Source organism: Xanthomonas cannabis pv. cannabis (assembly GCF_000802365.1).
In the GTDB taxonomy this organism is placed as follows: domain Bacteria; phylum Pseudomonadota; class Gammaproteobacteria; order Xanthomonadales; family Xanthomonadaceae; genus Xanthomonas; species Xanthomonas cannabis.
The window spans coordinates 20,629-43,287 of the sequence record NZ_JSZE01000018.1; the positions used below are offsets into that span (position 1 = coordinate 20,629).

Sequence of the window (22,659 nt, forward strand, 5' to 3'; positions counted from 1 at the left end):
CCCTTTTTTTTGTGCATCCCAGCATCATTGTGTGCTGCGGTGCAGGACAGCGTTTTGCTCCGCCGTCCTTAACATGGCAACTCATATCATTTGAAACTTCTTGATGAAGGTGTCGCCGCAATGAGCGTAGCCGCGCAGTTCCAGATCGACTATCTGCAATACATGGATGCGGACGGCAACCTCGTCCGCGACGACCTTCCGGCCGACGCCGCCAATCCGCAGACCCTGCTCGCCCTGTTCAAGCGCATGCTGTTCGTGCGCACCTTCGACACCAAGTCGGTGGCCCTGCAGCGCACCGGCAAGCTCGGCACCTACGCGGCCAGCCTTGGCCACGAAGCCACCCACGTGGGCATCGGTGCATCGATGCGCAGCGGCGATGTGTTCGCGCCCAGCTATCGCGAGTACGGCACCATGTTCGAGCGCGGTGTGCGCCCGCGCGATGTGCTGCTGTACTGGGGTGGCGACGAGCGCGGCAGCGACTATCCGCGCGACGCCGATGCGGCCATCGACTTCCCGATCTGCGTGCCCATCTCCACCCAGTGCCTGCATGCAGCCGGCTCGGCGCTGTCGTTCAAGCTGCAGAACAAGCCACAGGTGGCGGTCGCTTGCTGCGGCGACGGCGGTAGTTCCAAGACCGACTTCTATGCCGCACTGAATTCGGCCGGTGCCTACAAGCTGCCGCTGATCCTGTGCGTGATCAACAACGGCTGGGCGATCTCGGTGCCGCGTTCGGCGCAGACCGGCGCGCAGACCCTGGCGCAAAAAGGCCTGGCCGGCGGCCTGCATTGCCTGCAGGTGGACGGCAACGACCTGATTGCGGTGCTCGAAGCCATGCGCCAGGCGCGCGTGCGTGCGCTGGCCGGCGACGGCGGCACGGTGATCGAGTTCATGACCTACCGCCTCACCGATCACACCACGGCCGACGACGCGCGCCGCTATCGTGGCGAAGACGAGGTCAAACAGGCCTGGACCCGCGAGCCGCTGCTGCGCCTGCGCCGCTATCTCACCGCGCAGGGCCTGTGGGACCAGGCGCAGGAAGACGCGTGGAAAGCCGAATGCGGCGCGCGCATCGACGAAGAGGTCAACGCGTATCTGAACACGCCGGTGCAACCGGTGGAGGCGATGTTCGATTACCTCTATGGCGACCCGCCGGCCGCATTGCTGGCACAGCGCGCCGAGGTGATGGCCCTGGAGACGCGTCATGGATGAGCTCAAGCATGCGCCCGCCGACACGTCGCAGCACGCCAGTGCCCCTTACAACGCCGCTGCAACGCGCGGAGAAATCGCCATGAGCTCGCCCATCACCCTGATCGAAGCCATCACCCAGGCGCTGTCCTGGGAGCTGGAACACGACCCCGCGGTGCTGGTGCTGGGCGAGGATGTCGGCGTCAACGGCGGCGTGTTCCGCGCCACCGCCGGCCTGCAGCAGCGCTTCGGCAGCGAACGCGTGCTGGACACTCCGCTGGACGAAACCACCATCGCCGGCCTGAGCGTGGGCCTGGCCGCGCAGGGCATGAAGCCGGTGGCCGAAGCGCAGTTCGATGGCTTCGTGTATCCCATGGTCGATCATCTGATCTGCCACGCCGCGCGCCTGCGCAACCGCACCCGTGGCCGTCTGCATTGCCCGATGGTGTTGCGCGTGCCGTGGGGCGGCGGCATCCGCGCACCGGAGCACCACAGCGAAGCCAACGAGGCCATCTTCACCAACGTGCCCGGCTTGCGCGTGGTGTTGCCGTCCTCGCCGCAGCGCGCCTACGGCCTGTTGCTGGCCGCCATCCGCGACCCGGACCCGGTGATCTACATGGAGCCCAAGCGCATCTACCGCCAGTACAAGGAAGTGGTGGCCAACGACGGCGAGGCGCTGCCGCTGGATGTGTGCTTCGTGCTGCGCGACGGCACCGACGTCACCCTGGTCACCTGGGGCGCGCAGGTCAAGGAAGCGCTGGAAGCGGCCGACGCACTCGCCGGCGACGGCATCAGCGCCGAAGTGATCGACGTGGCCACGCTGCGCCCGCTGGACTTCGACACCATCGCCGAATCGGTGGCAAAGACCGGCCGCTGCGTGATCGTGCAGGAAGCCCCGCGCACTGCCGGCTTCGGTGCGGAAATCGCCGCGCAGCTGGCGGAAAAATCCATGTACGACCTGCGCGCTCCGGTCGAACGCGTCACCGGCTACGACACGCATATCCCGCTGTTCCGGCTGGAAATGAAGTATCTGCCCAGCGTGGAGCGCATCGTCACTGCCGCACGGCGCGCCGTGGCTGCCGGCTGACATGCGCGCCCGTCTGCTCTGCACGCACCGCGCCGCCTACGCCAACCCGGTCCGCTTCCAGGCCGGCCAGCGGGTCAGCGTGGGTGTACGCGATGAAGAATGGCCGGCGTTCGCCTGGGTCACCACCGACGACGGCCGTGCCGGCTGGGCGCCGCTGGCCTGGCTGCGCCCGTTGGGCGACGGCATGGCCGAAGCGCTACACGATTACGACGCACGCGAACTCACCGCCGACACCGGCGAGGACGTGTTGCTGCACCACGAACATGGTGGCTGGTGGTGGTCCGAGCGTGCCGATGGCGCGCAGGGCTGGCTGCCGGCGGCCGATCTGGAACTCCTCGACGACACCACGCCGCACGTGCCTGCGGCGCAAGAGAATCTGCCATGAGCGAAAGCAAGACGTTTCATCTGCCGGACCTGGGCGAAGGCCTGCCGGATGCCACCATCGTCGAATGGTTCGTCAAGGAGGGCGACAGCGTGCGCCTGGACGAGCCACTGGTGTCGATGGAAACCGCCAAGGCGGTGGTCGACGTGCCCTCGCCGTTCTCCGGCACCGTGGTCAAGCTGGCCGGCGCGGCCGGCGATGTGATCGTGACCGGTTCCATGCTGGCGCAGTTTGCGCTGGATGCCTCGCAGCCGCAGCGCGCCGATGGCCAGGACACCGGCCACGGGCATGGTCACGGCGCCGCCCAGGCCACGACACCGAGCACCGGCCAGAGCGCGGCCGGCCCCACCGAGCGCGTGGTGGCCTCCGATGACGGCGGCGAAATTGCCGATGCCGACGCCGGCACCGGGCAGCGCGACGACGCCGGCACCGTGGTGGGCGCGATGCAAAGCTCCGACACCGTGCAGAGCGAGCAGGCCATCGCCGTCGGCGGCGTGCGCGCGATGCCGGTGGTGCGGGCACTGGCGCGCAAGCTGCGCGTGGATCTGGCGCAGGTGCGTGCCACCGGACCGGACGGCACGGTCACGCTGGCAGATGTGAAGCAGGCAGCCGCCGCCGGCACCGCGCAGCCCTCACCCGGCGCGCATGGCGCGCCGACCTCTCCCGCAAGCGGGAGAGGTGGTGCAATCGCTGGCGGTGGGAGAGGCGGCTCGATCGGTGACAGTGGGAGAGATGGTCCGATCGGTGACGGTGGGAGGGGTGGTTCGATCGGTGGCGGTGGGAGATATGATTCGATCGCTGGCGGTGGGAGAGCCGCTGGGATCGCTGCCGACGGCAGAGCAGCGACCCTTCTCCCGCCTGCGGGAGAAGGTGCCCGCAGGGCGGATGAGGGCAGCTCTGCCCGCTCGCCGCTCTCAGCCAGCGGCAAGCCGATGCGCACCCAATCACCCGGCATCAGCGCCAAGGGCCAGCCCGAACAGCTCAAGGGCGTGCGCCGCAACATGGCACGTGTGATGGCCGATGCGCACAGCAAGGTGGTGCCGACCACGCTCAACGACGACGCCGACCTGCATGCCTGGCAGCCCGGTAACGACGTCACCGTGCGCCTGGTGCGCGCCATCGTGCGCGCGTGCCAGGCAGTGCCCGCGCTCAACGCCTGGTTCGATGGCGATGCACTCAGCCGCACCCTGCACCATCAGGTCGATGTCGGCATCGCAGTGGACACCGAAGAAGGCCTGTTCGTGCCCGCGCTGCGCAATGCCGACATGCTCGACGCGCACGGCATCCGCGAGGGCGTCAACCGCCTGCGCCAGCAGGTGGAAAGCCGCAGCATCGCCGCCTCCGAACTGAGTGGTTACACCATCTCGCTGTCCAACTTCGGCATGTTCGCCGGCCGCTATGCCACACCGGTGGTGGTGCCGCCGTGCGTGGCGATCGTGGCTGCCGGCCGTGCGCGCTATCAGCTCACCCCGGTCATGGGCGGGGTGGAAACCCACAAGGTCATGCCGCTGTCGCTGACCTTCGATCACCGCGCCGCCACCGGCGGCGAAGCGGCGCGCTTCCTGCGCGCGATGCTGGACGATCTGGCGCTGGCCAGCTGAGGCGCAGCGGGCAACTGGCCTTGCCCATCGCTGGATGGGCGCGGCTAGCCTGGCGGCTGCCATCCGCACGCCAACGATTCGGCGGTTGCGAGCCTGGATTGTCGCGCGGCTGAGTTGTCGAGCGGCGATCTGCGGCCTGGCGGCAAGGCCGCTGCGGACCGACGCAGTGTTCGCCGGACACCCCGATCGAGGGGGCGACCAAGCGATTGCAGTGCAATGCCTGGATAATCGGCGCATGTCATTTTCCAATCTCTCGCTGTCGCCGCAGCTGCAGCCGTTCTTCGACACCGCGCTGGCCAAGGCCGGCGTGCGCACGCCCACGCCGATCCAGCAACAGGCCATCGGGCCGATGCTGGCCGGACGCGATCTGATTGCGATGGCGCAGACTGGTTCGGGCAAGACCCTGGCCTATGCGTTGCCGCTGCTGCAGCAACGCATGCTGGCGCCGGAGAGCGCACCGCGCGTGCTAGGCGCGCTGGTACTGGTGCCCACCCGCGAGCTGGCTGCACAGGTGGACGACACGCTGCGCCAGCTGGCGGCGCATCTGCCGCGGCGCCTGAAGACGGTGCTCGCCACCGGCGGCAGTTCGATCAATCCGCAGCTGCTCGCACTGCGCGGTGGCGCCGACATCGTGGTAGCCACGCCAGGCCGGCTGCTGGATCTGGTCGATCACAACGCGCTGCGCCTGAGCGGGGTAGCCACGCTGGTGCTGGACGAAGCCGACCGCCTGCTGGAGCTGGGCTTCGGCGCCGAGCTCGATCGCATCCTGGCGTTGCTGCCTGCGCAGCGGCAGAGCGTGCTGTTTTCGGCCACCTATCCGCCGGCCATCGCCGCGCTGGCAAAACGCCGCCTGCGCGACCCGCTGCGCATCACCATCGAGGCCACGCCGGAGCAGGCACCGGCAATCGCACAGCGCGCGATCACGGTGGATGCCGGCCAACGCACGCAGTTGCTGCGTCATCTGCTGCAGGAACACGCATGGCCGCAGCTGCTGGTGTTCGTCGCCAGCCGCCACACCGCCGAGAAGGTCGCCGAAAAACTGGGCAAGACCGGCATCACGGCCCAGCCGCTGCATGGCGACCTGAGCCAGGGCCGCCGCGAACGCACGCTGCGCGCGTTCAAGCAGCACGAGGTGCAAGTGCTGGTGGCCACCGATCTGGCCGGGCGCGGCATCGACATCGACGCGCTACCGGCGGTGCTCAATTACGACCTGCCCCGCTCCACCGTCGACTACACCCACCGCATCGGGCGCACCGCACGCGCCGGCGCCAGCGGCGTGGCAATCAGCTTCGTCACCGCCGACAACGCCCAGCAATGGCGGCTGATCGAAAAACGCCAGGCGCTGCGTGTCGCCCCCGAGATCGTCCCCGGCTTCGAACCGACGCCCGGCGACGCGCCCGCTGCGGGCGCGCCCATCCGCGCAGCCGACGACAACGGCGGCATCAAGGGCAAGCGGCCCAGCAAGAAGGACAAGTTGCGCGCGGCTGCGCAGGCTGCGGGCAAACCGGACTGACGCGCCAGCAGCGCGGCACATCGCGTTGCGCAGGCACCTCGATCCGCGGGCGACGCGCGGTGACAGGACCCCGTTGCCGCAGTACAGCCGCGCAGGTCCGGTTCGCCGCTAACCACATGGCGACAAATGCCGCCTTGTGCGGAGCGCGACGAAGCTGGCGTACAACCTGGCGAGCCGCATCCGTCAGCTACGGACGCCGCAGCGCAACCTCAGCGCCTGCAGGGTGCAGCCGTTTTCCGGCCTGCAGCATCGCCTGCCCGGCCGCTGCGCAACCGCGATGAAAGCCGCGCTTCAAGCGCACGACAGCAGCCAACAGCTAGGAGTGGACGCTGCAAGGGCACTGCGCTGCACGCGTGTTAGATGCCGGTCCAGTGCACCGGCCGCGCCGTCATGGCGGCGGCGCAGTCGTCATGAGAGCGGCGCTCAGTCCTGCTCGAAATCCAGCTCACCGCCGGCCAGCGCATCGCCGTCGGTGCGCGGGGTACGCTTGGCGGGCTTGCGCAGGATTTCCACGAAGAACTGGTCGCCACCTTCGCTGGTGAGCGTGTTGATCGCGCGGATCAGCTCTGCCGGCGGCAGCGGCTGCGCACTGGCTTCGTCCACGCCAAAGCGCATGTCGAAGTCCCAGTAGTCCGCACCTTCCGGCAACTCCTTGCGGCGCTCGCGACGGATGTACTTGCGGATATCGTGCTTGCTGGACTCCAGCAGACGATCGCGGTTCTTGCCTTCAAGGTTGAGCTGGTAGGTCTTGCGCATGGCGAGATCGGTTGGGAACTGGCCGCCTATTGTGAGGCCACGTGGCCGGTCTGGGTGAATCGTGGCGCGGCGGTGCCGGCGCGCCCTCACCACCGCCAACCTGGCGGCACCCTGCGATCGCCGGTAGACGGGGCTCAGCCCGGCACCGGGCCGTTGCGGTACGGCAGGCCGAGATGGTCACGCAAGGTCTGCCCGGTATAGCGCTGACGAAACAGGCCACGCGCCTGCAGGATCGGCACCACCTGCTCCACGAAATCGGTCAGGGCACCCAGGCCCGCGTCGGGGAGAATGGTGAACCCGCCACCGATGTCGGCGCGAAACCAGGCTTCCAGGAAGCGTGCCGATGGCGACGGGGTGATGGCCGAGTACGCCATGCGCAAGGATGTCGTGCAGCGACCACCCCTGCAGCGCCAGCACGTAGGCGCGTTGCGCACGCGGATCGGCGCTGGCGGGAACCGGCTGCGGCAGCCTCTGCACGGGGATCGGCCGGTCGGGGTCGAGCTGCTCGGCCTCCACCCCGAGCATCGCCGCGAGCTGGCGCAGGCGTGCCTGCGGGTTGCCCAACGCGTCCAGTGCAGCGCGACGGTCGAGCGCCTCACGCTCGCTGGACGCCAGCGAGGTGACCACGGAGGAGAACACGGTCACCTCGTCCGGCGCACGCGACTGGCGCCGCAGCGCCTCGGACAGCGTGCGCCAGTAGCGGCGTGCCGCGGCCAGATCCAGCGGTTGGTTGTAGACCGCCTCCACGCCCGGTGCGGCAAACCGGAATCCATACGGACCATCGCCGGGCGCGAACACCACCGGCATGCCCTGCGGCGAAGGCGGCAGGCCCAACGGCCCGCGCGATGCGACATGGCGGCCACGGAAGTTGATCGGACGCAGCCGGTGCATCGCCGCAAAGCGGCCGGCCGCGACGTCCAGCAGCAGGGCATCGTCGGGCCAGCTCCCCCACAGCGCCAGCACGGCCTGCCAGACTTCGCGCGCGCGCACATGCTTGTGCTCGGGTCGGGGCGCGCTTGCCAGATAGTTCTGCAGTGCCGCCGGCGCATTGGTGGTCACCACGTTCCAGCCCATGCGCCCCTGGCTGAGATGGTCCAGCGAGCGCAATTGCCGGGCGATGGTGTAAGGCTCGTTGACACTGGTGGAGACGCTGGCGACCAGTCCGACACGTTCGGTGGCCGCCGCCATCGCCGCCAGCACCACCAGCGGGTCCAGCCCGCTGTGCGGCGGCTCGCCGGACAGATCGTTGGTAATGCCGGGACGATCGTCCATGAAGAAGGCATCGACCAGGCCCCGCTCGGCGATCCGGCCCGCCTTGACGAAGGTGTCCACGTCGATGAACGCCGCCGGGTTCTCCCCTGGCCAGCGCCAGCTTCCCGGTTCCACCCCGTATCCGGCCGCCATCTGCACGGTGAGGTGCATGTGCGGTTTCATCGCACTCCCGGCAGCTGCCGCACTGCCCGCAGTGGCCTGAACCGTCCGCGCCCAGGGCGATGCAGTGATGCGCCGTCGCCGGGACCGCGCGCCGGCGCGGATGCCGCATGGCATCGCGGGGCGGCAGGCCGGGCCGGGTGGTCGGCTGCGGCGAGCCATCCCGCCGCGCCGGCGTATGGCTGGTCCAGGACGCGGCCCGGTGCAGGGCCGGCGCTGCACTCGGCGGGCGTCACGATGCACGCAGTGGCTGGCACGACGCGGCCGCCACGCGTCAGCGCAGACCCAGCTGCTTGCGCAGGCTGCCATCCACCGCACCGGCGGGCATGAAGCGGCGCAGCTTGCGCAGCAGCGATGCCTGCCCGGGGGGCGTGCGACGCATGCGCCATGTACCCAGCGCGGCGTCCACCACGGTGCTGGCCACGTCCTGCGGTTCCGGTGCGTTGTCGATATGGCCGGTGACCGCACGGCTGACCACGCCACGTTCGCGGTCGTACACGGCAATCGGGGTCTGCGCCACTGGCGAATTGCTGCCCAGGCTGGTCTTGGTATACGCCGGCTCCACCAATGTCACCCGGATACCGAACTGGCGCAGCTCATGGTCCAGCGATTCGGACAGCCCTTCCACCGCGTGCTTGGAGGCGGCGTACACGCCCATGTACGGCGCCGGCAGAAACCCCAGCACCGAGCTGACATTGACGATGCGTCCCGCACGTTGTGCACGCATGTGCGGCAGCACCGCCTGGAGGGTGCGCAGGATGCCCAGCACATTGGTGTCCAGCAGTGCGGCGGCCTCTTCGACACTGGTTTCCTCCACCGCGCCGACCAGGTTGGCGCCGGCATTGTTGACCAGCACATCGATGCGGCCGCTGTGCCCGACGATGCCATCGACGACCCGTTTGATGGACGCTGCATCGCGGATATCCATCTCCACCAGCTCCACGTTCGGCAGCGACGTTGCGTTAGCGCGGTTGCGCACCGTGCCGTAGACGATGCAGCCACGCGCGGCAAAACGCGCGGCGGCCACGCGCCCGATCCCGGACGAGACGCCGGTGATCAGCACCACAGTCTGTTGTTGCATTGCAGGTTCCTCGAATGAAAAAGAGAGCAGCGTGCGCTTGCGCAGCAAGGCCGACGCGGGCGCCGCGGTTCGAAAGAGATGCAAGGACCACACGCCTGGGCGACGGCAGCACCGCTGCCGCCGCCCGGCGCCTTACGCGTGCCGTGCCACCGCAGGCTTACTCCCGGTGGTGTCGGGCCGGATCTTGAACCAGATCGAATACATCGCCGGCAGGAACACCAGGGTCAGGATGGTGCCGGCCAGGGTGCCGCCGATCAGCGTGTACGCCAACGTGCCCCAGAACACCGAATGGGTGAGCGGGATGAATGCCAGGATCGCGGCCAGCGCGGTCAGGATCACCGGGCGCGCACGCTGCACGGTGGCTTCCACCAAGGCATGGAACGGGTCCAGTCCTTCGGCTTCGTTGTGATGGATCTGCCCGATCAGGATCAGCGTATTGCGCATCAGGATGCCCGACAGCGCAATCAACCCCACCAGCGCATTGATGCCGAACGGCTGCTGGAACAGGATCAAGGTCGGCACCACGCCGATCAGGCCGAGCGGGCTGGTCAGGAACACCATCACCATCGCCGAGATCGAGCGCACCTGCAGGATGATGATGAGCAAGGTGGCCGCCAGCATGATCGGGAACAACGGCAGCATGGCGGTGGTTGCCTTGCCGGATTCCTCGATGGAGCCAGCCTCCTTGATCTGATATCCACTGGGTAGCTTGTCGATGATCGGCTGCAGCTGCTTGGTGATCGCTGCCGAGACATCCGGCGGCTGCAGCTGGTCGTCGACATCGCCACCCACGGTGATCGTCGGCACCCGATCACGGCGACGCATGACCGGCTCTTCCATGCGCACATCCACCTTACCCACCTGCGACAGCGGCACGCGTTGGCCATTGCCACCGGCCAGGGTGAAGTCGGCGATGCGGGCCGGATCGAAGCGCGTGTCGCCGGCCGACCGCGCCACCACCTGCACGCTGCGGATATCCTCGCGCACCAGCGTGACCGGCACGCCGGTCAGCAGGAACTGCAACTGCTGGGCAACCGCGGTCGAGGTCAAGCCCACTGCCTGCAGGCGGTCCTGGTCCAGGCTGAAATGCAGCGTCGGTGTGCGCACGCCCCAGTCGGTATTGACGGTGCGCAGCATCGGGCTGTCCTGCATGACCTGCTTGACCTGTGCAGCGATGCCACGCAGCACCTGCGGGTCGGGACCGCTCACCCGGTAGGCCACCGGAAACTGCGAGTACGGGCCGAAGGTCAGTTGCGTCACGCGCACGCGCGCTTCCGGTGCCAGACCTTGCGCGATCGCCTCACGCAAGCGCAGCTTCAGCGCATCGCGCTCGTGCTGGTCGTCGGTACGCACCACGATCTTGGCGAACGAGGGGTCCGGCAGTTCCGGGCCCATCGCCAGGAAGAAGCGCGGCGCACCCTGACCGATGTACGCGGTCACGATCTTCGCTTCCTTCTGCCTGGACAGCCAGGCTTCCACCTTGGCGGCCGCCGCACTGGTCTGGGTGATCGAGGTGCCGTACGGCAGCTGCACTTCCACCAGCACTTCGGGGCGGTCGGAGATCGGGAAGAACTGCTTCTTGACGATGCCCATGCCGACGATCGCCAGCACGAACAGTCCCACCACCGAACCGGCCACCAGCCACTTGCGCGCAATCACGCGGCCCAGCGCATCGCGAAAGCGGTTGTAGCGCGGCGTGTCGTACATCGCCGCGTGCCCGCCTTCGACCTTCTTCAGGTCGGGCAGCATCTTCACGCCCAGGTAGGGCGTGAACACCACCGCCACCACCCACGACACGATCAACGCGATACCCACAATCCAGAACATGTTGCTGGTGTATTCGCCGGCGGTGGAGGCAGCAAAGCCGTTCGGCATGAAGCCGACTGCCGTGACCAGGGTACCGGACAACATCGGCGCAGCGGTGTGGCTCCACGCGTACGCCGATGCGGCGACGCGGCCATAGCCTTCTTCCATCTTCACCACCATCATCTCGATCGCGATGATGGCGTCGTCCACCAGCAAGCCCAGCGCCAGGATCAGCGAGCCCAGCGTGATGCGGTCGAAATTCTTGCCGGTGGCCAGCATCACCACGAACACTGCTGCCAGTGTCAGCGGCACGGCTGCCGCCACCACGATGCCCACCCGCCAGCCCATGCTGACGAAGCACACCAGCATCACCACCAGCAGCGCGACGAAGAACTTGGTCATGAACTCGCCGACCGACGCGTCGATGTTGACCGCCTGGTCGGTCACCTTGCTCAGGCTCATGCCCAGCGGCAGCTCGGCATTGATTGCGCTGACTTCGCTGTCCAGCGATTTGCCCAGATCCAGGCCGTTCCAGCCATCGCGCATGATGATGCCCAGCAGCAACGCCGGTTCGCCGCCGCTGCGGATCATGAAGGTGGACGGATCTTCGTAACCGCGTTTGACGGTGGCGATATCGGACAATTTTAGCGTGCGGCCCTGCACCACCAACGGGGTGTCGCGGATCTTCTGCAGGCTGTCCAGCGCGCCATCCAGGCGAATGAATACCTGCGGCCCGCGCGTTTCCACCGACCCGGCGGCATTCAAGGCGTTCTGTGCGTTGAGGGCGGCAAACACGTCCTGCGGACTGACACCCAGCGTGGCCAGACGCTCATGCGAGAACTCGACAAAGATGCGCTCGGGCTGCTCGCCGATGATGTTGACCTTCTTGACGCCCGGCACGTGCAGGATGCGCTGGCGCAGGGTCTCGGCATCGCGTGCCAGCAACCGCTGCGGCTCGCCCTTGGCCTTGAGCGCGAACAGCGCAAAGGTGACGTCGGCATATTCGTCGTTGATCAGCGGCCCGATCACCCCGGCCGGCAGGTTGGCCACTTCATCGCCGGCTTTCTTGCGCGCCTGGTAGAACTGCTCCTGCACTTCACCGGGCGGAGTGCTGTCCATCAAGGTCAGCGTCGTGAACGCAAGACCGGGGCGCGTGTAGGTTTCGGTACGGTCGTACCAGCGCAGCTCCTGCATGCGCTTTTCGAGCTTCTCGGCCACCTGGTCCTGCATTTCCTGCGGCGTGGCGCCCGGCCAGGCCGTTACGATCGTCATCACCTTGATGGTGAAGGCCGGGTCTTCGGCACGCCCGAGCTTGAGAAGCGCCACCAGGCCGGCCAGCGAAATCAGGAAGATCAGAAACAGCGTGATGGAGCGCTCGCGCACGGCGAGCGCCGAGAGATTGAACCGGCCCTCGCTCACGGCTGCCCCCCTGCCGCCTTGGCGGTGTTGCCAGCGGTGTTGCCAGCGGTGGCGGCAGTGCTGCCGGCAGCGCTGGCACCGGCGATGCGTACCTGCGCACCGTCGCGCAGCAGGTGTGCACCCAACGCCACGATGCGCTCGCCGCGCGCCAGCGTGCCGGCGACATTGGCATGGTCATCGTCCAGCCCCAGCACCGTCACCGGCCGCCAGCTCACCTTGGTCGGGTTGCCGGCAATTACCCACACGCCCGGGCCCTTGCCGGCATCGAACAGCGCGGCCAGCGGCACCTGCAGGCCAGACTGGGTGCCGGCTGTAGTGGTGCCGGGAACGCGCACGCTGACCGTGGTGCCAAGCGGCGCCTGCGCCAGCGCGCCGTCGAGCACGTAGCGTGCCTCGAAGGTGCGCGTGAGCCGGTCGGCACTCTCGGACAGCTGGCGCAAGGTGGCCGGCACGCTGACACCGGCATTGCCGAACAGCGTGGCCTGGGCCACCGAGCCGACCTGCGGGCGCAGGGTTTCCGGCAGCTGGATCACCGCCTCGCGCGGGCCGGCATGCGCCAGCCGCACCACCGGCTGCCCGGCCGCGACCACCTGGCCCGGCTCGACCAAGGTCTCCATCACCACGCCATCGGCATCGGCTAGCAGGTCGGAGTAACGGTTGGCGTTGCGCGCCACGTCGGCCTGGGCCTGGGCGGCGCTCAGCTGCGCCTTGGCCGCATCGGCGGCGGCCTTGATCTGGTCGTAGGCCGAGGCCGAGATGGCACCGGTGCCGCGCAGGTCGCGGTAGCGGGCCTCGTCGTCGATGGCCTGCTGGGCGCGGGCACGCGCGGCGGCGACCGCGTCCTGCTGCGCACGGGCAGCCAGCTGCAGATCCACCGGGTCGATGCGCATCAACGGCTGCCCGCGCTTGACGCTCTGGCCGGCATCGACCAGCCGTTCGGACACCTTGCCGGCCACCCGGAAGCCCAGGTCGCTCTGGACCCGCGCCGCGACGGTGCCGGAAAAGCTGCGCGCCGCACTGCTGGCGCCGCCCACCGTGGCTACCCGGACCAGCGGGGTGGCAGTGCGTGGATCAGGCTGTGCCTTTCCGCCGCAGGCACTCAGTGCCAGCGGCAGGACACACAGGACGGTGGAGGTAACGAGGCGGCGCCGAAGCATGGGAATCCCGAAGCGATCTGATGAAGGCTCGCATCCTGGGACTTGTGACCAAATCAGTCAATAGTCACAACGCAATTTATGGCGACAGGCTGCGCAGCACCAGACCCGACAGCAGCACCGGCATGTCGTCGACCTGCTCCAGGTTGTACTGGAGCATCGCCGGATTCATGTACGGGCGCAGCACCGCGTAGACGGCCTGGGCGGCCTCGTCCAGCGGCGTCTTGCGCTCGAAATCGCCATTCAGGCGGCCCTGCTGCAGCACATCGTGCACCAGCTTCTGCATGCGGACCTCGTAGGCCACGACCGACTGCCAGCGCTCGGTGGCGGCCGACGCCGCAATCTCATAGAGCTTGCGGTCCTGGAAGCACAGCCGCAGGCTGGCCTCGGTAATCACCTTGAAAAGTCGACGGATTTTCTCCGGCGCCTGGTCGGTTTCGTCCATTGCGGCGCAGACCTCGGTCTCGATCTGGCGCATGCAGTTGGTGCAGATCGACTCGCCAATGGCCTGCTTGGACTCGAAGAACTTGTAGATGTAGGCCTTGGAGAACCCGATCGCCTTGGCCAGGTCCGAGACAGAGGTCTTTTCATAGCCATAGCGGCTGAAGTGGTCGGTGGCGGCGACGACGATCTGGTCGCGCACGTCGTGATCGACCGGGCCCCGGCCGGAAACTGGGTAACTGGATGCTTTGTTCATTTCGACAGCTTAGCGCTGTCGCCCCCGACTTACAAAAGTGACCATTTCGTATTACAGTCACTCACCGTCCCGTCACCCTGGTCCCGTCATGCCGTCACTCCGCACCCTTGCAGCGCTTATCGCCGCCAGCCTCGCCGCAGGCTGTGCGGTGGGCCCCAACTACGCTCGTCCGGATGCCCCCCTGCCCGAGCACTATCTCGGTCAGGCCGCCGTGGCTGAACGCCAGGCCAGCACGCAGGCCGATCTGGATAGCTGGTGGATCGGCTTCAACGACCCGGACCTGAGCCGCTACGTCACCGCCGCACTGGCGCAGAACCTGGACCTGGCGCAGGCCACCGCGCGGGTGACCCAGGCCCGTGCCGGGCTGACCGCCGCTACCGCCGCGCTGCTGCCTTCCGGCAACATCAACGGCAGCGCGACGCGCGCCTACCAGTCGCTGGAGACGCCGCAGGGCCAGGTGCTGAACAGCCTTCCCAACTTCGATCGCTACGCGAGTATCTACGAGGCCAACCTGGGCGCCAGCTGGGAGCTGGACCTGTTCGGCGGGCTGCGGCGTGGGCGCCAGGCCGCGCTGGCCGACTACCAGGCCACCGACGCCGGCGCCGCAGCCACGCGCCTGGCAGTCGCCGCGCAGACCGCCGACATCTACATCGGCATCCGCGGCCTGCAGGCACGGCTGGACGTGGCCCAACGCCAGGTCGCCACCCAGCAGGGCCTGGTGTCGATGGTGACGCTGCTGCACGGCAAGGGCCTGGCGGCCGAACTGCAACTGCAGCAGGCCCAGGGTGCACTGGCCCAGGCCCAGGCCACGGTGCCCGCGCTGGAGGCCGGGCTGGTGGCGGCCATGAACGCGCTGGATGTAATGCTGGGCGCGGCGCCCGGCACCCACCGCGCGGAGCTGGCGGCCAGCAAACCCATCCCGGCTGCGCCGCAGGTCGCCGACAGCGGCACGCCGGCCGACCTGCTGCGCCGCCGTCCAGACCTGATCGTGGCCGAGCGCCGGCTGGCCGCGGCCAATGCGCGCATCGGCGTAGCGATGGCCGAGTACTACCCCAAGTTCTCGCTGAGCGGCCTGCTTGGCAGCGCCACCGCCATCTCCGGCGGCAATCTGTTCACCGGCGATGCCGCGCAGTCGTCCGGCGTGCTGGGGCTGCGTTGGCGGCTGTTCGATTTCGGCCGCATCAACGCGCAGATCGCGCAGGCCAAGGGCCAGGAAGCCGAGCAACTGGCTGCGTACCGTCTGGCTGTCCTGCGCGCCACCGAAGATGTGGAAAACGCCTTCACCGCGCTGGTCAAACGCGAGCAGCAGGCCAACGTGCTGACGCAGGGTGTGGAGGCGTTGGGCAAGGCGCGCGGCGCCTCGGCGCTGGCCTACGAAAAAGGCACCGTCAGCCTGATCGAAGTGCTCAACGCCGACGACAGCCTGCTGCGCGCGTCCGATGCGCAGGTGCAGGCGCGCACCGAGGCTGCGCGCAGTGCGGTGGCGACGTTCAGGGCATTGGGTGGTGGCTGGCAGACCGGAGGCAATGCGGCGGTGGCGGTGCAGCGGCAATAGCAATAGCGGTAGAGCGCGTGTGGCTTCACCCCGTACTCTCACCCCAACCCCTCTCCCGCAGGAGAGGGGCTCCGGCTGCGTGCACTGCGCCGCACAGTGAAAAGACGTCCCTTTTACCATCGGCACCTTCTCCTCCTTCATGGAGGAGAAGGTGCCCCGCAGGGGAGGATGAGGGTACGTGCGAAGCCCGGATTGCTTGCGCACCTTTTCATTACCCCACGAGCGTCGCCGTACTGCGTCTCGCTACAACGTTGCGAGTCCTAACGTACAACTTCGACGCGTGCAACTTCGATGCACAACTTCGAGCTTCCAACGCGGGTAGCGTGTAGCGCGTTGACCGCAATCAATCGGCATGAAACCGAATGCCCTCATTGATCGCGCATTGATACGCCAGCACCGGCCCGCGCTGCTGCAGTGCCGGCAGGTCGTACATGTAGGTGGTGAAACGCACGCTGCCATCCGGGCGCAGCTGGTAACGCATGAACTGCTGAATCGGCTTGCCATCGTTGGCCACGGTGAAATGCGAGCCAGAGAATGCGGCGGTGCCATCGTCGGTGATGCGATAGGCATCGATATGGCGGCCACCGCGGGTCCTGCTGATCGGCGTGCCTTGCTCGGGCGTGCAGCGACTGAGATCAGTCGTCAGGCTGACGTCGTAACCGGATTCCAATGCGGCAATGACGTCGGCTCGCGTCTTCAGCGAGTCGCTGGCCAATGCAGGCAATGCACTGGCGCACAGTACAGCGGCAACCACAGCGGGGATAAGGCGGGACATGGCGAACTCCAGGCAGAGGAGGGAAAAAGTGCCCTGGACGTTGGTCAGCCCAGGGCGGACACCATGCGCCAGTCGCGCCCGCCGCCGCGCGCCGCGCTACGCATTGCGCGGCATGTTTGCGCTGCGCGACCACGCGCGGGCACGGCGCACAGTTTGGTTATGCCTTTCTGCGCAGAGGCTGTTCTGACTTCTCGCCACGCGAGCATGCCGCGGCGCGGCGTCACTGACGGCGTTGCCTCAGCGGATCGGCAAGAACATGCCGGACAAACTGGTGATCACCGCTGCATCCCCGGATCGACACGGGCCGCGGAGACACCCCACGCAAGACCTGCGGGCGCGCTGTTTTGCCAGGCGTAGCGCTGCCGGGCGTCGGCGCGCCGTCCGCACCATCCGAGCAGCACTCGCCATGGTTTGTCATGGCTGCTGAGCCAGGGGGAGAAGGCCCGGCACGCCCCTACAACCGCGCATTGACCTCGCGCGGCACCTGTTCCGGTTCCGGCTGTAACGCCGGTGTTGCCCCCAACAACAAGCGCTCGGCGAGCGCGCGCGTGGCCACACGCAATTCGGGGACGGCGGTGATTTCCCAGTAACGCCCACGCAGCAGCGGACCCACGCAATACAGCCCCGGCACGATCTGCCCGGCGCCATCGCGCACGCGCAGCTGCGCATCGGTGTCCACCCCCAGGCCCAGTGGGTCGGCGCGCAGCAGGCCCGCTTCGCGCATGCCGGCGATCAACGGGTCGCTGGTGCGGTCGATATCGGTATCCAGACCCGTGGCGCGAATCACCGCGTCGTAATGGCCCGTCTGTGCATCGGCAGCGCCGCGCGGGCGGATCACCGCTTCCACCCCGTCCGGCACCCAGCGTGCGCGCAGCAGCCGCGCTGCCGCCACCTGCAGCTGTCCGGATGCCTGCAGCTGCGCCAACTGTTCGGCCGCGCCCGGCGCCACCCGATGCCGCGCCACTTCCCAATACGGGCGCAGATGCCGCAGGAAGCGCGCACGCTGGGCAAGGTCCAGCCGCTGCCACAGCGGTTGCAGATGCGGGCGCAAGGCATCCACCACGCGACGCCAGTCGTCGACCACCGCACTCAGCTGGCACACCCCGCGCAGCAGGCCACGCAGGTCGGCATCCTTGAGCGCACGTTGCAGATGCGGCGGCAACTCCAGCGCTGCGCCGGGCTGGCGCAGATGCGCCTGCGGTGCCAGCCCACGCCGGGAAATCGCCAACATCCGCCCGCGGTGTCCGCGCGTGTGCAGGGTCAGGGCCACATCCACCATGGTCAGCCCGGTACCCACGATCAGCACGTTGTCGTCGGGCGCCAGCCGCGACAACGCATCGCCCTGCCACGGCCAGCCGATGTAGCGCGGGTGCACGCTCAGGCGCGGGCCAATACCCGCCAACGCCTGCGGTTGCAGCGCGCCCACCGCCAGTACCACGCGGTCGCTGTGGAAGGCATCGCCATTGGCAAGGAACACCCGAAACCCCGTGCGTGCGCGCTCCACCGCCACCGCTTCCTGCGACAGCCGCATGACCGAGGCCTGCGCGCCGCTCACCGCCGCATCCAGCTCGCTGCGCAAGTAGTCGCCGTAGGCAAGGCGCGGCAGGAACTCCAGCCGCCCGCTCTCGCCCAGATGCAAGGTGTCGGCAAAGGCGCCGGGCGCCTGTGCATCGATGCCCAGATCCTTGGCGCGCACGTTGAGCAGATGCTCCGGCCGCGCCGCGCCATAGGCAATGCCGCTGCCGAAGGTCTCGGCCACGCCCACCAGGGTGATGCGTACCTGCGCATCGGCCGTCTGCGCCAGTGCACGGACCAGCGCGGTGCCGCAGAAGCCGGCCCCGATGACGGTGATATGGGTTTCCATGTGCAACTCCCACTGAATGACCCGCACGTTGTGCCCGCAGCGCGGCGCCGGTGTGTAAACGTTTGGTTAGCGGCGCGCGGCCGAAACGGCATGAGCACATCGCCAGCGGTGATGAGGCTTGTGGCGCAAGCAACGGCTGTCGTACATGGCAGCGATATGACAGCGGCCGCCACTGCACGCGCTGGTGTCGGCAGCGGCTGCGCGCGGCTGTTTGCTGCGGCGCTGCGCAACGGCAGCCCCGTCTGTCGCGGCGAACTTGCTGGTGCAGTTCGAGCACGGACGAGTGTCGTTGAGCGTGCCAGGCTGACCATGCATGAGGCGACCGTATCGCCCAGCTGTCTGATAATGCAGCTTTCCAATCCGAGCGCCCGTCATGTCCACTCCCGCTGTTCGCCCGCAACGTGTGCTGATCGCTGGCGGCAGCCGTGGCATCGGCCTGGCGATCGCCGAGGCGTTCGTGCGTCACGGCGCGCAGGTCTCGATCTGCGCACGCACTGCCACTGGCCTTGCACAGGCTGCGAGCGCATTGGCGGCGCATGGCGCGCCGGTGCACACACTGCCCTGCGACCTGGCCGACGCCACCCAGATCGATGCCTATGTGCAGGCCGCCGCGCAGGCATTGGGTGGCCTGGACGTGGTGATCAACAACGCCTCCGGCTACGGGCATGGCAACGACGATGCGAGTTGGCAGGCCGGACTGGATGTCGACCTGATGGCCGCGGTGCGCTGCAATCGCGCCGCGTTGCCGTATTTGCGCAGCAGCGATGCAGCAGTGATCCTCAACATCAGCTCGATCAACGCACAACGCCCAACCCCACGTGCCATCGCCTATTCCACCGCCAAGGCCGCGCTCAATTACTACACCACCACGCTGGCCGCAGAGCTCGCCCGAGAGCGCATCCGCGTCAACGCCATCGCACCGGGCTCGATCGAGTTTCCTGACGGGTTATGGGCGCGGCGTCGCGATGAAGAGCCGGAGCTATATGCCCGCATCCGCGACAGCATCCCATTCGGTGGATTCGGGCAGGTACAGCACATCGCCGACGCCGCACTGTTTCTTGCCTCGCCGCAGGCGCGCTGGATCACCGGCCAAGTGCTGGCAGTGGATGGCGGGCAATCGCTGGGGGTGTGAGCAGGCATTACGCGATTGCACGTAATCCGTAGGAGCGCGCCTGAGCGCGATGGGCATTACCGGTAAGGCTTCATCGTGCTCAGGCGCGCTCCTACAAGAGCTGATTCTGGCGACGTTCGGTCGGCGCTTCTATGTCAGCTGCGCCGCCTCAACCGTATGCTCGCCGCGCGCCGGTGCCAACGCTGCGCCTACCATCGCCGCGGCAATCCGCTCGGCCGGGTTGATCCGGAAGCGGCGTGGCAGGAGCGGGCCGAGTGCACCCAGCACGAGGCCGCCAAGGTGTTCGCCGGTGCGGCGTTCGTCACGCTCGCCGCCGATCAGTCCCGGGCGGACGAAGGTCAGCGACGGGAAGCCAATCGTCCGCAGATCGCGTTCCAGTTCGCCCTTGACGCGGTTGTAGAAGATACGCGAGTGCGCATCGGCACCGGCCGCCGAATTCAGCACGAACACCGAGGTGCCCTGCGCGCACGCCGCGCGTGCCAGCGCCATCGGGTAATCGTGATCGATGCGGTAGAACGCCTTGCGCGAGCCGGCTTGCTTCATGGTGCTGCCCAGCGCGCAGATCGCCGCTTCCATGCGCGGGGCGGTCCAGTGCTCCAGGCGTTCGAAGTCGATCACCTGGTTGCGCAGCTTGGGATGGATCTGCGTCAGCGGCCGCCGCGTCAGCGCCACCACGCCCGTGCAGCGCGTATCGGCGAGCAATTGCTGCAGGACCTGCTTGCCAACCAGGCCGGTCGCCCCCGCCAATAACACATCCATCAGCGTGCACCCTCGGAAACGATGCGTGCACTGCTGATCACGCGATCACGCTCCACCGCCAGCAGGGTGAGCGAATGGGCGGGCGCCTTCCATTCGCTGCCACCGGCCACCACGCGGCCGCCGTGACGCGCGGTATCGACCAGCACGCGCCAGTGTTCGTCATGCATGGCCGGCAGGATGAACGACACGCTGGTGGAGGCGGCATTGATCAGCATCAGCAAGGTGACGTTGGCGGCGATCTCGCGCAGGCCGGTTGTCGGCGAGCGGCCGTCCAGGCGCAGCATCAGGGCGCGTGCCTCGGGGTCGTGCCAGGCGGCTTCGTCCATCTCGGTACCGTTGGGCGCCAGCCAGGTGAGATCCTTCAGACCCAGCGCTTCGTCGAATTTGCCGTCGAAAAAGCGTGCGCGATGCAGCAGCGGGTAACGCTGACGGATGCGGATCAGGCGGCGCACGAAGGCGGCCTGATCGGCCGCCGCGGCCTTGGTGGCGGCGGTCCAGTCGATCCAGGTCAGCTCGTTGTCCTGGCAATACGCGTTGTTATTGCCATTCTGGCTGTGCCCGAACTCATCGCCGGCCAGCAGCATCGGCGTGCCTTGCGACAGCAGCAAGGTGGCCAGCAGGTTGCGCATCTGCTGCCTGCGCAGCTGCTTGATCGCCGGGTCGTTGGTGTCGCCTTCCACGCCGTAGTTGGCGGAGATGTTGTGGTCGCTGCCGTCACGGCCGTCCTCGCCGTTGGCCATGTTGTGCTTGCCTTCGTAGCTGACCAGATCGCGCAGGGTGAAACCGTCGTGCGCGGTGACGAAGTTGACCGAGGCGGTCGGGCGGCGGCCGCTGTGGTTGAACAGGTCCGCAGAGCCGGTGAGGCGCGTGGCCAGCTCGGCCAGCTGGCCGCCGTCGCCGCGCCAGAACGCACGCACGTTGTCGCGGAATTTGTCGTTCCATTCCACCCAGCCGGGCGGGAAATTGCCCACCTGGTACCCGCCCGGTCCGATATCCCACGGCTCGGCAATCAACTTGGTCTGGCTCAGCACCGGGTCCTGGCGCACCGCGTCCAGGAAGCTGCCGGAGGGATCGAAGCCATAGCGTTCGCGGCCGAGGATGCTGGCCAGATCGAAGCGGAAGCCGTCGACATGCATTTCCTGCACCCAGTAGCGCAGCGAGTCCATCACCATGCGCAACGCGCCGACGTTGGTCAGATCGAAGGTGTTGCCGGTGCCGGTGTCGTTGATATAGAAGCGGCGATCGTCGGCCAGGCGGTAATAGCTGGCGTTGTCGATGCCCTTGAACGAAAGCGTGGGCCCGAGCTCGTTGCCTTCGGCGGTGTGGTTGTAGACCACGTCCAGCAACACCTCCAGCCCGGCGTGATGCAGGCGCGCCACCATCTGCTTGAACTCGGCCACGGTACGCGTGGACATGTAACGCGCCTGCGGCGCGAAGAAGCCCAGCGTGTTGTAGCCCCAGTAGTTGCGCAGGCCTTTTTCCAGCAGGTATTGATCGTCGACGAAGGCGTGCACCGGCAGCAGTTCCACCGCGGTCACACCGAGTGAGCTGATGTGGTCGATGAGCTCATCGGTCTTCAAGGCCGAGAAGGTACCGCGTTCGTCCAGCGGCACCGCCGGATGCAGCATGCTCAGGCCGCGGACGTGCGCTTCGTAGATCACCGTGCGGTTCCAGGGCGTCTGCGGCGGGCGGTCCTGGCCCCAGGTGAACGCCGGGTCGATCACCGCGGATTTGGGCATGAACGCCGCGCTGTCACGGCGATCGAAACTCAGGTCCTTGTCGCGGTGGCCGATGGTGTAACCGAACAGGTGCGGCGCCCATTTGAGTTCGCCGACGATTTGCTTGGCGTAGGGGTCCAGCAGCAATTTATTATGGTTGAAGCGATGCCCCGCGTCAGGGGCATAAGGGCCGTGCACACGGTAGCCGTACAACTGCCCGGGGCGGGCGTCGGGCAGGTAGCCGTGCCAGACCTCGTCGGTGTATTCGGGCAGTGCGATGCGCTCCTGCTCGCGGCCACGTTCGTCGAACAGGCACAGCTCCACGCGGGTGGCATTGCGCGAATACAGCGCGAAATTGACACCCAGGCCATCCCAGGTGGCGCCGAGCGGGTTGGGACGGCCTTCGCGGATGCGCGAGCGCTGGGTGAACTTGCGAGTGGCCATCGGTGACTCCTTAGAACGGTGAACTCAAGACGGTGTGCGATTGCAATTGCCGGCGGGCCCACCCGCACGGCGCGCCACATGGCGCCCGTGCAAGGTGCCCGGGACCACGTTACTGGCGTGCCGCGATGGGTGTGGCCGCAGACTCGGCGGCCTGCTCGGCGGCGCGTTCTTCGGCATCCACCAACCGCTCGGCCATGGCCCAGTGGCGGTCCGGATGCCCATCGGGGCGGCCTTCGGCCTCCCAGATCTCCTGTGCCAACTGGCGAAGCCGCGCCTGCCGTTCCATGTCGTTCATTGCGT

The 22,659-nt window shown here is 67.6% G+C and carries 18 protein-coding genes; 7 read left to right on the forward strand and 11 right to left on the reverse strand.

Going from position 1 to position 22,659, the window contains the following annotated elements:
• The first annotated feature begins 120 nt into the window (after positions 1 to 120).
• The 5 genes from pdhA to OZ10_RS04600 all read left to right on the forward strand — a co-directional run bounded on the left by pdhA (position 121) and on the right by OZ10_RS04600 (position 5,768).
• Positions 121 to 1,209 (forward strand): pyruvate dehydrogenase (acetyl-transferring) E1 component subunit alpha, encoded by a 1,089-nt coding sequence (gene pdhA / locus OZ10_RS04580; RefSeq protein WP_039407955.1) that lies wholly within the window; start codon positions 121 to 123, stop codon positions 1,207 to 1,209.
• Positions 1,202 to 2,272, forward strand: coding sequence for an alpha-ketoacid dehydrogenase subunit beta (locus OZ10_RS04585; protein WP_039407951.1), 1,071 nt, complete (start codon positions 1,202 to 1,204; stop codon positions 2,270 to 2,272). Before pdhA ends, OZ10_RS04585 begins: the two co-directional genes overlap by 8 nt.
• Position 2,273: 1 nt before the next feature.
• Complete coding sequence (locus tag OZ10_RS04590) at positions 2,274 to 2,657, forward strand: SH3 domain-containing protein (RefSeq protein WP_039407948.1); 384 nt, start codon at positions 2,274 to 2,276, stop codon at positions 2,655 to 2,657.
• Positions 2,654 to 4,255 (forward strand): dihydrolipoamide acetyltransferase family protein, encoded by a 1,602-nt coding sequence (locus tag OZ10_RS04595; protein ID WP_039564020.1) that lies wholly within the window; start codon positions 2,654 to 2,656, stop codon positions 4,253 to 4,255. Before OZ10_RS04590 ends, OZ10_RS04595 begins: the two co-directional genes overlap by 4 nt.
• 235 nt (positions 4,256 to 4,490) lie before the next feature.
• Positions 4,491 to 5,768 (forward strand): DEAD/DEAH box helicase, encoded by a 1,278-nt coding sequence (locus tag OZ10_RS04600; protein WP_039564021.1) that lies wholly within the window; start codon positions 4,491 to 4,493, stop codon positions 5,766 to 5,768.
• 423 nt (positions 5,769 to 6,191) lie between these two features.
• On the opposite strand, the gene OZ10_RS04605 is transcribed toward OZ10_RS04600, so the two are convergent.
• The 6 genes from OZ10_RS04605 to OZ10_RS04630 form a co-directional block, all read right to left on the reverse strand.
• Positions 6,192 to 6,524 carry a DUF6172 family protein gene (locus OZ10_RS04605; RefSeq protein WP_039407940.1) on the reverse strand — a complete coding sequence of 111 codons (333 nt, stop codon included), beginning with the start codon at positions 6,522 to 6,524 and terminating at the stop codon, positions 6,192 to 6,194.
• A 177-nt stretch (positions 6,525 to 6,701) separates the two neighbouring features.
• Positions 6,702 to 7,958 carry an LLM class flavin-dependent oxidoreductase gene (locus OZ10_RS22810; RefSeq protein WP_052209966.1) on the reverse strand — a complete coding sequence of 419 codons (1,257 nt, stop codon included), beginning with the start codon at positions 7,956 to 7,958 and terminating at the stop codon, positions 6,702 to 6,704.
• A gap of 271 nt (positions 7,959 to 8,229) precedes the next feature.
• Positions 8,230 to 9,036 carry an oxidoreductase gene (locus OZ10_RS04615; protein WP_039407960.1) on the reverse strand — a complete coding sequence of 269 codons (807 nt, stop codon included), beginning with the start codon at positions 9,034 to 9,036 and terminating at the stop codon, positions 8,230 to 8,232.
• 132 nt (positions 9,037 to 9,168) lie between these two features.
• Positions 9,169 to 12,261 carry an efflux RND transporter permease subunit gene (locus OZ10_RS04620; protein ID WP_039564022.1) on the reverse strand — a complete coding sequence of 1,031 codons (3,093 nt, stop codon included), beginning with the start codon at positions 12,259 to 12,261 and terminating at the stop codon, positions 9,169 to 9,171.
• Positions 12,258 to 13,418, reverse strand: a complete 1,161-nt coding sequence (locus OZ10_RS04625) for an efflux RND transporter periplasmic adaptor subunit (RefSeq protein WP_039407934.1) — start codon at positions 13,416 to 13,418, stop codon at positions 12,258 to 12,260. Before OZ10_RS04625 ends, OZ10_RS04620 begins: the two co-directional genes overlap by 4 nt.
• Before the next feature lie 76 nt (positions 13,419 to 13,494).
• Entirely contained in the window at positions 13,495 to 14,112 is a 618-nt protein-coding gene (locus OZ10_RS04630; protein ID WP_039407931.1) for a TetR/AcrR family transcriptional regulator, read from the reverse strand.
• Between the two features lie 88 nt (positions 14,113 to 14,200).
• On the opposite strand from OZ10_RS04630, the gene OZ10_RS04635 reads away from it, so the two are divergent.
• On the forward strand, positions 14,201 to 15,667 hold the full coding sequence (locus OZ10_RS04635) for an efflux transporter outer membrane subunit (protein ID WP_039564023.1): 1,467 nt from the start codon (positions 14,201 to 14,203) through the stop codon (positions 15,665 to 15,667).
• A gap of 343 nt (positions 15,668 to 16,010) precedes the next feature.
• Here the strand turns inward: OZ10_RS04635 and OZ10_RS04640 are convergent, their stop codons facing one another.
• Positions 16,011 to 16,442, reverse strand: coding sequence for a VirK family protein (locus OZ10_RS04640; RefSeq protein ID WP_039407926.1), 432 nt, complete (start codon positions 16,440 to 16,442; stop codon positions 16,011 to 16,013).
• A gap of 454 nt (positions 16,443 to 16,896) precedes the next feature.
• Positions 16,897 to 18,306 carry an FAD/NAD(P)-binding protein gene (locus OZ10_RS04645; protein WP_039407923.1) on the reverse strand — a complete coding sequence of 470 codons (1,410 nt, stop codon included), beginning with the start codon at positions 18,304 to 18,306 and terminating at the stop codon, positions 16,897 to 16,899.
• A 373-nt stretch (positions 18,307 to 18,679) separates the two neighbouring features.
• Between OZ10_RS04645 and OZ10_RS04650 the strand changes: the two genes are divergently transcribed.
• Positions 18,680 to 19,438, forward strand: a complete 759-nt coding sequence (locus tag OZ10_RS04650) for an SDR family NAD(P)-dependent oxidoreductase (RefSeq protein WP_039407920.1) — start codon at positions 18,680 to 18,682, stop codon at positions 19,436 to 19,438.
• A gap of 129 nt (positions 19,439 to 19,567) precedes the next feature.
• Here OZ10_RS04650 and OZ10_RS04655 read toward each other — a convergent pair whose 3' ends face one another.
• From OZ10_RS04655 to OZ10_RS04665, 3 genes are all read right to left on the reverse strand, one after another.
• Entirely contained in the window at positions 19,568 to 20,197 is a 630-nt protein-coding gene (locus OZ10_RS04655) for an NAD(P)H-binding protein (protein WP_039564024.1), read from the reverse strand.
• Positions 20,197 to 22,359 carry a glycogen debranching protein GlgX gene (gene glgX, locus OZ10_RS04660; RefSeq protein ID WP_039407915.1) on the reverse strand — a complete coding sequence of 721 codons (2,163 nt, stop codon included), beginning with the start codon at positions 22,357 to 22,359 and terminating at the stop codon, positions 20,197 to 20,199. The genes OZ10_RS04655 and glgX overlap by 1 nt, the downstream gene beginning before the upstream one ends.
• Before the next feature lie 109 nt (positions 22,360 to 22,468).
• A complete protein-coding gene (locus tag OZ10_RS04665; RefSeq protein ID WP_039564025.1) occupies positions 22,469 to 22,654 on the reverse strand; it encodes a DUF2934 domain-containing protein in 186 nt (61 codons plus the stop codon).
• Positions 22,655 to 22,659 lie beyond the last annotated feature (5 nt).